The organism is Anaerorhabdus furcosa, from assembly GCF_900167375.1.
Classification (GTDB): domain Bacteria; phylum Bacillota_I; class Bacilli_A; order Erysipelotrichales; family Erysipelotrichaceae; genus Anaerorhabdus; species Anaerorhabdus furcosa.
On record NZ_FUWY01000003.1, the window covers coordinates 178074 to 192480 of the forward strand.

The 14407-nt window shown below is 32.9% G+C and carries 12 protein-coding genes; all 12 read right to left on the reverse strand.

Annotated elements, in window-relative coordinates; translation table 11 throughout:
• Window positions 1–119: 119 nt before the first annotated feature.
• The 12 genes from B5D14_RS06355 to uvrA all read right to left on the reverse strand — a co-directional run bounded on the left by B5D14_RS06355 (window position 120) and on the right by uvrA (window position 14367).
• The gene (locus B5D14_RS06355; protein ID WP_078711760.1) at window positions 120–329 is read right to left on the reverse strand and encodes a DUF6440 family protein; all 210 of its coding nucleotides are present in this window, start codon (window positions 327–329) and stop codon (window positions 120–122) included.
• 277 nt (window positions 330–606) lie between these two features.
• Window positions 607–1416: a pyrroline-5-carboxylate reductase gene (gene proC, locus B5D14_RS06360; RefSeq protein WP_078711761.1), complete on the reverse strand. Its 810-nt coding sequence runs from the start codon at window positions 1414–1416 to the stop codon at window positions 607–609.
• Window positions 1417–1441: 25 nt separating this feature from the next.
• On the reverse strand, window positions 1442–2386 hold the full coding sequence (locus tag B5D14_RS06365) for a virulence RhuM family protein/type II toxin-antitoxin system death-on-curing family toxin (RefSeq protein ID WP_078711762.1): 945 nt from the start codon (window positions 2384–2386) through the stop codon (window positions 1442–1444).
• Between the two features lie 236 nt (window positions 2387–2622).
• Window positions 2623–5139, reverse strand: coding sequence for a DNA mismatch repair protein MutS (gene mutS / locus B5D14_RS06370; protein WP_078711763.1), 2517 nt, complete (start codon window positions 5137–5139; stop codon window positions 2623–2625).
• Between the two features lie 113 nt (window positions 5140–5252).
• Window positions 5253–6419 carry an iron-containing alcohol dehydrogenase gene (locus B5D14_RS06375; protein ID WP_078711764.1) on the reverse strand — a complete coding sequence of 389 codons (1167 nt, stop codon included), beginning with the start codon at window positions 6417–6419 and terminating at the stop codon, window positions 5253–5255.
• Window positions 6412–6834 carry a cupin domain-containing protein gene (locus tag B5D14_RS06380; protein ID WP_078711765.1) on the reverse strand — a complete coding sequence of 141 codons (423 nt, stop codon included), beginning with the start codon at window positions 6832–6834 and terminating at the stop codon, window positions 6412–6414. The genes B5D14_RS06375 and B5D14_RS06380 overlap by 8 nt, the downstream gene beginning before the upstream one ends.
• A gap of 62 nt (window positions 6835–6896) precedes the next feature.
• Window positions 6897–7619 (reverse strand): hypothetical protein, encoded by a 723-nt coding sequence (locus B5D14_RS06385; protein WP_078711766.1) that lies wholly within the window; start codon window positions 7617–7619, stop codon window positions 6897–6899.
• Window positions 7620–7633: 14 nt separating this feature from the next.
• Window positions 7634–8089, reverse strand: coding sequence for a GNAT family N-acetyltransferase (locus tag B5D14_RS06390; protein ID WP_078711767.1), 456 nt, complete (start codon window positions 8087–8089; stop codon window positions 7634–7636).
• Between the two features lie 123 nt (window positions 8090–8212).
• On the reverse strand, window positions 8213–9130 hold the full coding sequence (trxB, locus tag B5D14_RS06395; protein ID WP_078711768.1) for a thioredoxin-disulfide reductase: 918 nt from the start codon (window positions 9128–9130) through the stop codon (window positions 8213–8215).
• Window positions 9109–10575: a prolipoprotein diacylglyceryl transferase gene (lgt, locus tag B5D14_RS06400; RefSeq protein WP_078711769.1), complete on the reverse strand. Its 1467-nt coding sequence runs from the start codon at window positions 10573–10575 to the stop codon at window positions 9109–9111. The genes trxB and lgt overlap by 22 nt, the downstream gene beginning before the upstream one ends.
• Window positions 10572–11513, reverse strand: coding sequence for an HPr(Ser) kinase/phosphatase (hprK, locus tag B5D14_RS06405; RefSeq protein ID WP_200804769.1), 942 nt, complete (start codon window positions 11511–11513; stop codon window positions 10572–10574). The genes lgt and hprK overlap by 4 nt, the downstream gene beginning before the upstream one ends.
• A gap of 28 nt (window positions 11514–11541) precedes the next feature.
• A complete protein-coding gene (gene uvrA, locus B5D14_RS06410) occupies window positions 11542–14367 on the reverse strand; it encodes an excinuclease ABC subunit UvrA (protein WP_078711771.1) in 2826 nt (941 codons plus the stop codon).
• Window positions 14368–14407: the final 40 nt, after the last annotated feature.

The window sequence follows — 14407 nt, forward strand, 5'->3', positions numbered from 1 at the left end:
ACGATAACACAATAGGGGGTTGTGTTAACCAAGCATATTATTGCTTGTGACTATACTATACCAACTTACTATCGTTATAATTTGGTAAGATTGTGTAAAATTATGTTATCTATTAATTTTTAAATCCATTCTTCTTTATGCATATTATGACCTGTTTTATTAATCATTGGTTTACCTTCTGCATCCAATAGAGGTGTAATAGCAAGACCTCCATCATGTCCACCTTTATCGAAAAGGAGATATTGTACCCCTGTTACAGTATCTTCAATAATTGTATAATAACTTCCTAAACCATCACTATATACTTGTTTAAACCTCTTCATTGCCATATTGCTCTCCATTCTGTCTATCAATAGAATGATTCTATTATATATTAAAATCAATTTAAAATTTATATTATCTTTTTTATCTACTTGATTTTTACTTATAACTTTATTAGTCCATAAGAAAAAACTCCTCAAGGGAGTTTCTTCTTTTTTTATATATAAGGGGATAGAATAACGATAACACAATAGGGGTTTGTGTTAACCAAGCATATTATTTGCTTGTATCTATACTATACCAACATACTAACGCTACAATTTGGCAAGATTATGTAAAATTATGTTATTCCATTGATTTATTTTTTTCAGCAGCTGCAACCACAGCTTGGATGATTGCATTTCTAAATCCATTCTTTTCTAAAACAGATACAGCTTCAATTGTTGTCCCTTTTGGTGAACACACATTGTCTTTTAAGCGACCTGGATGCTCCTGAGTTTCTAAAATCATTTTCGCAGAACCTAACATTGCTTGTGCTGCAAATTTATAAGCAATATCGCGAGGCATACCTTCTAATACTGCACCATCAGCTATAGCTTCTATCATCATATAGAAATATGCTGGTGATGATCCACTTACACCAATAAATGCTGAAAAAAGCGATTCATCAAGAATTTCACATTTTCCACAGTTTGAGAATAATTCTAAAATATCTTTTACTCTTGAGTCTTCTTGATTATGATTTCCAATACAAAGAGCTGTCATTCCCTCTTGTACTTGAGCTGGTGTATTTGGCATCGCTCTAAAAATATAGTGTTGATTTGGAAAATATTCATGTAATGTTAAAAGACTAACTCCCGCTGCAATTGACACGATTGTTGATTCTGGATGTATCTTATCTTTCAGTTCTTGAGCTATTCTTTCTATCATGTGTGGTTTAACACATAACACAACAATATCTGCAACTTCACACGCAAAACTATTATTCGTCGTGATATCGATTCCATATTCATTCTTTAGAGACTCAAGTTGATCAACCGTTCTTCTAGATGCAATTATATTTTGTGGATCTACCTTTGGGTTTTTACATAATCCTTTTATAATGGCACTTGCCATATTTCCACAACCTATAAACGCTATTTTCTTATCAAGCATAAATTTCACCCATTCCTTGTAAATACTATATCACACGAATCAACTCCTTTGAAAATGCAATGATGTTCTCTCTTTCCTCCGGTTTAGATGAGGCAATTAAAACAGTTAGTGTTGCAAGGGTTGTATTACTAATTCGTTGCTTATTATTAACGATGAGTTGCCTATTCTTCATTAGAAAATAAATAAAGATTGTTGCAGCTATTCTTTTGTTTCCATCATAGAAACTATGATTTTTAGTGATGAAGTACAGTAAGTTGACCGCTTTATCTTCTAAGGTAGGATAAAGTTCCACTCCTCCAAAACTTTGATAGATTTGATTAATACTCGATTGAAAAGATTTATCTCTTTCTTTTCCAAATAAATCTTTTCTACCGTCAAAAGGTGATTGTTCAATAACCTCCATACATTCTTCGTAGTTCAATGCATAGATACATTCATTTTCTGTATTCTTTTTTTCAAGAAGTGATTGATGATCATAATCATCTAATAACGCTAATCCTTGAGAATAAAGATTTAAAACATTAAGCACTTCTGATGCATCAAATCCTTTTACACCCTCCATCATATCGACTTGAATTTTCTGCATTCGCTCTAATTGTTTTAGTCTTTTGTCGTTATATACTATTCCTTTTAAAGTGTAATCTTTAAGAATTTTTGTTGCCCATTGCCTAAAAAGTATTCCTCTCTTCGATTTTACTCGGTATCCCACTGAGATAATCATATCTAAATTATAGAAGTCTATATTATAACTTTTATCATCTAAAGCAGTTTGGGCAAATTTTGCCCAAACTGAATTTTTATCTAATTCACCCTCAGCAAAGATTTTTCTAATATGTTTTCCTATTACACTTCTATCTCTATCAAATAAATCTGCAATTTGTTCCATGCTTAACCATACTGTTTCATTCTCTAAAGTCACTTTAACTGTAATCTCACCATCTTCAAAAACAACTATATTATTATCTTCCATTTTATTCCTCCTACTTGTATTTATGTAGGAAGAAATAGAAATCCTAATTTTCTTCAAATAATTGTCTAAAGCAAAGAAAAAGTCCTCTCGGACTCTTCTTTTTATATTTATATAAGGGGATAGAATATTACTAACACAATAGGGGGTTGTGTTAATACACGCAAGATATTATCTCTTGCATATATAATATAACAATATTCTATAGTTATAATTTGTTAAGAATGTGTGAAATTATGTTATTTAAGTTGATCTTTTAAGTCAATTACCATTTGTAACGCTTGAATTGGTGTTAATCCATTAGGATCTACTTGATTTAGCATATCAATAATCTTTGTTTCTTTTGTATCTTCTTTCTTCAATTCCACAATTTGATAAGATTGTTGCACAACTCTTTTCTTACTTTCCAATTCTTTTAATAAGTCTTTTGCTCGATCTAAAACAGAATCTGGTAATTTCGCTAGTTTCGCAACATTGATTCCATAAGAACGATCTGCTCTTCCTTTTTTAACACGATACATAAATGTTACGTGATCATCTTCTTCATGTACCTCTACATGAACATTTTTTACACAAGATATATTTTCTTCTAAAGCCGTTAACTCGTGATAGTGCGTTGAGAATAATGTTTTAGCATGAATACATGATGCAATATATTCAATCATTGCTTGTGCTAAAGCCATACCATCATAGGTTGATGTTCCACGTCCAATTTCGTCAAATAAAATTAATGATTTTTCCGTTGCATATGTCAATGCATGATTGGCTTCTGCCATCTCAACCATAAATGTTGATTGACCTGATAGAATGTCATCACTTGCTCCAATACGCGTAAAGATTTTATCAAAAATTGGCATCTCGCATGACTTACATGGAACGAAACATCCCATCTGTGCCATGACTACAATTAGTGCTATTTGTCGCATATATGTACTCTTACCGCCCATATTAGGCCCTGTAATGATAAGCACTTCATTTTCATCATTCATCACCAAATCATTTGCAACATATCGTTTTTCTTTCATCATCTTATCCAAAATAGGATGACGTCCATCTTTTATACTTACATCTTTTTCAGTAAATACAGGACGAACATACCCTTGCTCACTACATAGATTACTTAGCGCATAAATGCAATCTACTTCTGATAAGACCATTGCCAATTTTTGCAGTTTTGGTAAATACCCTTTTATCTTTTCTAATAACTCTTGAAATAGTTGCAATTCCATACGGATAGATCTCTCTTCTGCATGAAGAATTGCATCTTCTTTCTCTTTCAATTCTTGCGTTACATATCGTTCACAATTGGTAAGTGTTTGTTTTCGTACATAGCCATGCTCATCTTTTATTTGAGATGATGCACCTTTACTTACTTCTATATAATATCCAAATACACGATTATATCCAATCTTTAATGTTTTAATTCCAGTCTTTTCTTTTTCACTATTTTCTAATGCAAGTATCCAATCTTTCCCTTGTTTTTGTATACTTCTTATCTCATCTAACTCTTGACTATATCCTTCTTGAAACATTCCACCTTCTTTAGTAGTAAGAGGGGGATTTTCAACAAATGCATTTTCAAGTTGGTGGTGAAGGTCTTGAAGTTGATCACCTTTTTTTAATTCATCAAACATTGAATCTTGTAAGCAATCAAAAATAGCAGGAACAACTTTGAGTGTTTTTTGTAGACGTATGCAATCCATAGCATTTGCACTTCCCATTGCCACTCTTGCGATTAAGCGTTGAATATCATACATCTTTGATAAGTTTTCTTTTAACTCTTCACGAATCATGAAATTCTTCATGAGGTACTCAACACGATCTAAACGTAATTCAATCTTTCTCTTATCCACTAATGGTTTTTCAACCCATTTCTTTAATAAGCGTGAACCCATTGCACTTTGACAACGATCCATGAAACTCCACAAAGTCTCACTCTTGCTTTGAACTCTTAAAGGAATCACAAGCTCTAGGTTTTGTTGAGTAGAGAAATCCATATAGAGTACTTCATCTTCTTTTTCAATTTCAACAATTTGTAGATGTCCTAGCATTTTCTTTTGTGTTGCTTCAAGATAATGAATCATCAATCCATAAGCTTCTAGATTTCTTTCTTCTTTAATCTCTTCACACAAGTCTAAGTATTGCTCCGCTACACCCACTTCATCACAATACGAAATAACAACATTACCCAATTCACGTAAAATTTTGATTCCTTTTTCATCAAAGTTTGTATGTATTACAACCTCTTTTATATTATTTTTTAAAATCGTTTGCGTTAAAATAACCCAATTGCGATCTATGTTCTTGATGATTGTTTCCCCTGTAGACATTTCTATGATTGATAAAGCAAAACCGTATTGATAGTCAACAATACTCGCAAGATAGATACTATTTTTTTCATCGGTTATATCATCCATGATTGTTCCTGGAGTTACTACTTTAACAACATCTCTTCTAACAATCCCTTGTGCTTCAGATGGATCTTCTAATTGTTCAACAATCGCAACTTTGTATCCTCGCTGAACCAACCTTTGCACATAGGATGCAGCTGCATGATGAGGAACACCACACATTGGTATTTTTTCTTCAACCCCTGCATTTCTACCCGTTAATACTAAATCTAATTCAGATGAAGCAATTTTTGCATCATCAAAAAACATTTCATAAAAATCCCCTAAACGATAAAAAACAAGGGCATCCATATACCCCTTTTTTACATCTAGGTATTGTTCCATCATCGGTGTATATTTTGTCATTCGATCAACCACTTTCCATGTACTATTATACCTTTTTTTAAATCTTTTAAAAACCCACATAAAATAAAAACTTAATCTCCATAAGAAATTAAGCCTTTATCCTTTCATTTACTTTATAAACACATTTCGTAGATTTTCTTAATATCACTTTCATTGAGTGGTATAAATCCTTCAATTACACCCTCATCACATGCTTTTTTAGCCATGAGTTCGAAATTAGAATCATCAATATTTAACTCAGTAAATGTACTCTTTAACTCAAGTTGGTTAAAGAAGAAGTCATTTAATCGCTCAATACTTTCTTTTGCGATTTCCATAGGCGGTAATGTTGAATTAATACCAAATACATTGATGCCAAATTGTACATATTTACTAACTGTTTTTTCATTTAGACAATACTCCATCCATCGTGGTGTAAGAATAGCTAAACCTAAGCCATGCGTAATATCATATATAGCAGATATTTCATGTTCAATTGGATGACAACTCCAAGCTTGTTGCTTACCACCTCTTATAAATCCATTAATTGCCCATGAAGATGCCCACATTAAGTTAGCACGTGCTTCATAGTTTGTTGGATTTTTCATCGCAATTGGTGCATATTTTATTACAGTTTTCATTAATCCTTCCATAAAACAATCCAACATATATAAATCTTGATTCAAATTAAAATACACTTCTAAAATATGGGACATGATATCTGATGAACCACATGCTGTTTGATATGGACTCACTGTATAAGTAGTCGTTGGATCTAAGAATGAAACTGCTGGTAACATTGGTCTACCTTGTCTTCCCAATTTATCTTGAGTTTCAGGGTTACTAATCACCCCTCCTGTGTCCATTTCAGATCCTGTTGCTGATAAGGTTAAAATCGAAACAATTGGTAAAGCTTGAGTAATTGGCGCATCATTTACAAAGAAATCCCATGGATCATGTTCAACAAAAGCACCTGCAGCCATGAACTTTGTAGCATCAATTGTAGATCCTCCACCCACTGCTAACAAGACATCAATTTTTTCTTTCTTGCAGATTGCAATACCTTCTCTCACTGAATCAATTCTTGGATTTGGTTCAATACCAGATAATTCAAAGAGTTCTAACCCTGCTTCTTTAATTTCTTTTACTACCTTGTCATATAGACCAATCTTTTTTATTGATCCTCCGCCATAAGTTAGTAAAACTTTACTTCCAAATTTTTTTAATTCTTTTCCTAAATTCCCTAATTGATTTTCACCAAAATAAACCTTTGTAGGGATGTCATAAACAAAACTATTCATTTGTAGTTCCTCCATTTATCTTTCTATATTCTTCTTCATTCACTTTTTCTAACCACTCTGTGTTATAACCACTTGCTGGAATTTCAATCGCAATATGACTTAGCCAATCGGTAGTATTTGCACCATGCCAGTGTTTAACTTCACTTGGTATATGGATAACATCTCCTTTTTGAATTGAGATCGCTGTTTTACCTTCTTCTTGATAAAATCCTTTGCCTGCAGTTACCATAAGTATTTGTCCACCATTGTGGTGAATGTGCCAATTATTAATACATCCTGGTTCAAATGTTACATTGCTTATTCTAATATCTTTTTCATTTAAAGTACTCAAATACGCTTGTCCAGAAAAATATTGACCGTATATTTCCGGCATAATTTCTCCTAAATTAAAACAACTTAACTCTTTATCTTCCATTATTTGCCTCCTTTAGTAGTTTAAACATACACCCTAAAGTTGACTTTAGGTCAAGTCTTAATTTAACTTTCTCGTATTTCTTCAATTAGTTTTACTATTTCTTTTTCTTGATCTTGAGTTAATTTATACCATGTGACTTTATTGTTTGTACCTTGAGCATATTCATAACGTAATATAATCACATGATTCATTTGGTTTAAGGTAAATGAATGATACGTTTCCTCAAACATATGATTCTCCATATTAAAATATAGAATTGGCATCCCAATTACAAAATTAATTTGTGTTTCATTATAAAAATTACTAAGGTCAATTGGTTCATCAATTTCTTCAAACGCAGCTAATATACTTAATATTCGATTTGTATCAAACTCCTCAAAACTATCGTTTTCATTGTTTATAAATAAGGTATAGTTGTTGGTATCAATATAGTATTGGTGATTTGTATCCACAAGATAAACATTGCGCTTTCCTTCCCAACCATCTATTTCAAATACGTGATATGGTTGTACAACTTCACCATTTGTTAGAATCGGTGTATCATCATAAAAAAATAGAACTTTCTGATTATCTTTTGATATAGCAGCATTTTCAAGTTTACCATCTACTCTCATTTCAATAAATTGGTTTGTACTTCCAAACTTTACATCATGACCATCAAATTCCAATTGATAGGCAACATCAAAAGGATTAAACACTTCATTAACTGAAAGAAAATATAAAACTGCAAAAACTGATAAAATTATTGTACCTAGAATAATTATAATTTTCGCTATTTTTTTCATTCAGTTTCTCCTCTTTATTTCTCGAATACTTTTTTAACCATAACTAATTCGGAGTTTATATCCTTTTCCCCATTAAACTCAAACCCATTCTTTTTGTAGAGTTGAATTGCTGGTAAGTTTGATTCATATACACTCAAATATATCTCACTTACAAGATAGGTATTCATTATTTTATCAATTAAGATTGGTAAAACTTCTTTAGCATATCCTCTTCCTTGATATCGTTCATCAATGAAAAATCGATCTAACCATACACGCCCATGCTCACCTTCTTCTTTCCACATACCATACATCGCAAAACCAACATTCTCTTTATCTAACTTGATTAATGTTGGTTTCCATAAAGATAGTTCTCTTGCCTCTTGAATACATTCTTCTACTGTTTCTATTGTATTTCTTTGATCATCTTTTACATGTAAATCTAAAACATCTTCAAGACAATTAAATGCATTTTCAAATTCTATCAACATATATTTCATCCTTTAGCCGTAGTTATCAATATAGTACAACTTTTGAATCTTTTATTCTACACCCGTTGTCTAAGTGGTCATTTTATTGTCTAAGTCGCATAAGAAAAACTACTCGAAAGTAGTTTAACCTTTAATATAATGGAATGCACTTTGAGCAGCTACCGCACCATCTCCACAAGCAGTAATTACTTGACGAAGTACTTTACTAATGCAATCTCCTGCCGCAAAAATACCTTTAACACTTGTTTCCATATTTTCATCCACAAGGATATAACCTTGCTTATCCATAATTCCCAAATCTTTAGCGAATTCAGTATTTGGATCTGCACCAATATAAGGGAATACAGCTTTTGTTTCCACAGTCATTCTTTCTTTAGTATCAACATCCTCAAGAACGATTGCTCCAACTTTTCCATCTTGTTCAATGATTTCAACTGGAATGTGTTTTTTAATAAGATTAATTTTTGACTCTTGTTCAATCTTCGATTGAATGATTGGTTCCGCTCTAAATACATCGCGGCGAATAACAATATTTACTTGTGATGCAAATTGAGTTAAATAAAGTGATTCTTCCAATGCTGAATTTCCTCCACCAATGACTGTAACTACTTTATCTCTAAAGAAGGCTCCATCACAAACTGCACAATAAGAAACCCCTTTACCTGTTAACTTATCTTCATTAGGTATATTTAGTAAACGCTCTTTTGTACCTGTTGCAATAATAATTGCGTGCGCTGTATATTCAGTTCCATCTGCCGCAATTATTTTTTTGACCTCTCCGTCTTCAATTTTAGCTATATCGCCATACAAATACTCAGCACCAAAATGAGTTGAATGTTCAAACATCTGATACGCTAAGTCTGCACCATTCATTTCTTTAATACTTGGATAGTTTTGAATTTCAAATGTTTTAATTAGTTTTCCACCTGGTGCTTCTTTTTCTAACATCGCTACTTTAAGTCCTGCGCGACTTGCATAAATAGCTGCAGTCATCCCAGCTGGTCCACCACCGATTATTACTACATCATATTGTACGTCCATGGATGATCCTCCTTCACTATTTCTTTAATATCTTTTAAATCATGAATAATTACATTTGGTTTTGCATCTTTAAGAGCTTGAATACGATCCTCATTAAATATATAACCAATTGAGTACACACCTGCATTGTGAGCAGCAACAATATCTGTTGCACTATCGCCAACATAAATGCATGAATCATGACCCTCGTTGAGCATTTGACAAGCCTTGAAGATTCCTTCTGGATTAGGTTTGCCATGTTGCACATCATTTTGACCCACTATAACATCCACATATTGTGTTAAATTAAACAAATCTAAACCTAATTTAACACCATCATTAAATTTTGTAGATACGATACCTATTTTATATCCTTCTTCCTTTAATGATTTAAGTAAGTCTTCTGCATTCTCCATTGGTTTAACAAACTCAGGGTGAATTTTAAAATTGTATTCTCGATATTCATTAATTAATTCATCAACGTTTTTATCTGGAAAATATTTTGGGAACATCTTCGCGAGCGGAGGTCCTAACACTTCCAATTGTTTTTCTTTATCAAACTCATCTGCAGTACGATATTTTTCAAACAGATGACGATATGTTTCTAGTATTGCAGGTTCTGTATCCAGTAAAGTACCATCCAAATCAAATAACATTAATGGTTTTGACTCTTTCATAAATTTCCTAAATAAACCTAAATAACCAAGGACTCCTACAAAAATGAAAACTACCGATATAAGTTGTGCCATACGAATTGGTCCAAACATTAAACTATCTGTTCTCATTCCCTCTACAATGAAACGACTCCATCCATACCACACAAGATAGAAGTAAACACCATCTCCACGTTTCATAAAATGATATTTTTCGTTTAGTTTCTTAATCACAAAATAAATTAATACAAAACCTAATAAGTTAAGCACACTCTCATACAAGAAAGTCGGTGCATAGTATTGTCCACCAATAAACATATTGTTTTTAATGAACTCTGGAAAGTGATTGAAGTAGGCTTCAGTAACAGGTGCACCATGTGCTTCTTGATTAATGAAATTACCCCAACGACCAATTGCTTGTGCAATCAACATGTTTGGCACAATACAATCTGCAAGTCTCATAAAGTTAAATTTGTGTTTGTTTGCATAATATAAACCATATAATGCACCCGCAAACAGGCCACCTTGAATCGCTAGTCCTCCATTATATATTTGGAAAATTCGAATTGGATCTTGTAGGTAATAGCTTATATCAAAAAATAAGCAATACCATAATCTTGCACCTACAATACCCCATAAGAAACAACCAATCGCAAGGTCTTCTGCAACCTCGATGTTGTAACCACACTTCTTCATCTCTCTTAAACTAAATAGGAAAGTTACTCCTACTCCAGTAATCATCAATACGGCATACCATTTAATCCCAATATTACCGAATTGGACCAATGTCTGTGCATCTGGAAAAAATGTCATTCTGATTGAGCTCCTTTATTTGCGTTATTTTGTTGTTCTATATAGCGTAGAACTCTTTCTTCAAATTCTTTTGCACTATTGAATCCACCTTCTTTTAATTGGAAGTTAGTTACTGCAGATTCAACAAGGACTGCCATACTTCTTCCCTCTTTTACTGGAAGTATAATTGTAGGTATATTGATATCAAGAATATTTGTATACTTATCCTCTTCAATTCCTACACGAGCATAATCCATTTTATCATCATATTTTTCAAGTTTGATAACAACATCAATGTTGTCTTTAGCAAGCAGTGAACTTGCCCCAAACATTTTCGCAACATCAATAATCCCAATACCACGGATTTCAAGCATTCCTTGAAGTAGTTCTGGACTATGTCCAATTAGGTTGTTATGAACTTTTGATACATCAACACGGTCATCCGCCACAAGGACATGTCCTCTACGTATTAACTCAAGCGCAATTTCACTCTTCCCCATGCCACTCTCACCAGTGATGAGCACACCCTTACCAAAGACACTGATAAGAACTCCATGCAAACTATCACTTGGTGCAAGTCTTTCATCCAAGAAACTTACTAAATCAACCATCAAACGATAACTTGGTAAATCTGATTTAAAGATCGGGAAATTCATTTCATCTGCTACTTCAATTAATGCTAAAGGTACTTCCCTATTTCTTGAGAAAACTATCATTGGTGTATATGCATCTGTAATTATTTTAAAACGTTCATATTGCGTCGCTTTATCCAATGTCTCAATATAAGCTAATTCTTTATCTCCAATAATTACAATACGGCGAGTTTCATTTTCTTTGAAAAATCCCGCTAGTTCAAGACCTGGACGATTCAGATCTGGTACAATAACCCAACGATTTAAAGATTCTTCATTTCCCGTAACTTGTTCAAATTTAAAATAATCAACAAGTTCTCGTATCATTACCTTTCCTTCTAATTCCTCCATCATCTCATCCTTTCTGTAATACTTTCTTCAAGTATTGACCTGTATAACTTTCTTTGACTTTACTTACTGCCTCAGGTGTTCCAGTCGCAACAATCGTTCCTCCACCATCGCCACCTTCAGGTCCTAAATCAATCAAGTAATCAGCACATTTAATCACATCTAAATTATGTTCAATGATTAATACTGTATCTCCATTATCCACTATTCTTTCAAGTACTGACAATAGTTTTTTTACATCATGACTATGCAATCCTGTTGTTGGCTCATCTAGGATAAATACAGTTTTTCCTGTTGCTTTCTTTTGAAGTTCACTCGCAAGTTTTACCCGTTGAGCCTCTCCCCCAGACAATGTTGTGCTTGATTGACCCAGTTTAATATAATCTAATCCAACATCGTGTAAAGTTTGTAGTTTATCTTTGATTTTATGAATGTTATTAAAGAAGAGAATTGAATCTTCAATTGTCATATCAAGAACATCATAAATATTCTTTCCTTTATATGTAACTTGAAGCGTTTCTTCATTGTATCGCTTACCTTTACATTCTTCACAAGGAACATAAACATCTGGCAAGAAATTCATGGAAATTCTTCGAACACCATCACCTTGACAAGCTTCACAACGTCCACCCTTAACATTAAATGAGAAACGTCCTTTATCATAACCTCTTAATTTAGCTTCTGGTGTCATCGCAAATAAATCACGAATATCATCAAATACGCCTGTATAAGTAACTGGATTAGATCTTGGTGTTCTACCAATTGGATCTTGCCCAATTTCAATAACTTTATCTAGTTGATCCAATCCTTTTATTTCTTTATGCTTACCTGGTTTAATTCGAACCCTACCTAAAGAATGTTGAACTGCTTTGCATAGAATTTCATTTACAAGTGTACTTTTTCCACTACCACTAACACCTGTTACAACAGTCATTGTACCTAGTGGAATTTTAACTGAAATATTCTTTAAGTTATTTTCACTCGCTTTAATAATTTCTAAAAAGTTTCCATTTCCTTTGCGTCTTTTCTTAGGCACTTCAACTTTCATAGTACCTGCAAGATATTGACCCGTAATTGATTTTTCATTGTGCATTACTTCCTCTGGTGTTCCTACCGCAATAACTTCCCCGCCATGAACCCCTGCACCTGGTCCAATATCGATAATATAATCACTTTCCATCATGGTTTCTTCATCATGTTCAACGACAATTAATGAGTTTCCCAAATCTCTCATATTCTTTAATGTTTGAATTAATTTCGCATTATCCCGTTGATGTAATCCAATAGATGGTTCATCTAAAACATAAAGTACTCCTGTTAATCTTGAACCGATTTGTGTTGCTAAACGAATACGTTGAGCCTCACCACCACTTAATGTTCCCGCAAGACGATCTAGTGTTAAATATTCTAACCCTACATCCAATAAGAAAGTTAATCTATTTTTTATTTCCTTCAAGACTAAGTCAGCAATCTTCATTTGTGTTTTGTTTAGTTTTACATTCGTGATCCAATCAAGTCCTTGTTTCACACTCATTTCTGTAAACTCTACAATATTCTTATCACCAACACGAACACTCAAAGCCATTTCATTTAGTCTTCTACCTTTACATGTTGGACAAGTACTTTCCATCATAAAACTTTGGTACCATTCTTTTGACATGGTTGACGTTGTTTCTACAAAACGACGTTCAATCAATGTTTTTACACCTTCAATATAATCATTACGTGAATAACGATTTCCACTACTTGTTTTTATTGAATATTCGATTGGTTGATCAGAACCATACAAGATAACTTCTAACTGTTTCTTTGTTAATTTCTCAATTGGTTTATCTAAATCAATCTTATAAAATTTACATAAGATTGCGAATGTTTGCCATTCGATATTTGTAGAATCCACGATATTCTTATAATAAACAATACCACCTTTACGAATTGATTTACTCTTATCTGGAATCAAATAATCTACATCAACTTCTTGCGTAATTCCTAGCCCCTTACATGTATCACATGCTCCAAGAGGTGCATTGAACGAGAATAGTCGAGGCTCTAAATGTGGTACTGAGAATCCACAAATATTACATGCGTAGTTGCTCGAAAATAACAATTCATCTTCTGGTGTCTTTACGATAACTGTGCCATCAGATTGTTTTAATGCATTCTCTAATGAATCATGTAGTCTTGATCTAGAATCATCACTTTTCACAATACGATCCACTACAATTTCAATGGTATGCTTCTTATTTTTTTCAAGGATAATTTCTTCCTCTAATAACTTAACTTCACCATCTACACGTACTCTTACATATCCATCTTTTTGTAGTTTTACAAACAAATCTTTGTGAGTACCCTTTTGCTCTTTAATTACAGGTGATAAAATTTCTAATCGAGTTTTATCTGGTATTTCCATAATACGATCTACCATTTGGGTAATTGTTTGTGATGTAATGGGTTCATTGTGTATTGGACAATATGGAATACCTACTCGTGCATACAAAAGACGCAAGTAATCATAAATCTCCGTTACTGTTCCTACAGTTGAACGTGGGTTATTGCTTGTTGTTTTTTGATCGATAGAAATCGATGGTGATAATCCTTCAATTAATTCAACATCTGGTTTTTCTACACCACCTAAAAATTGACGAGCATATGCGCTTAAAGATTCTACATATCTTCGTTGTCCTTCTGCATAAATTGTATCAAATGCCAAAGATGTCTTTCCAGAACCTGATAACCCTGTCATGATAACAAGTTGATTACGTGGAATCTCCAAATCTATGTTTTTTAGATTGTTTTCTTTTGCACCTTTAATTACTATTTTATTTTGTTCCATTTTCTTCACCTAATTCCTGTTCTATTATACCCTCTTGTCG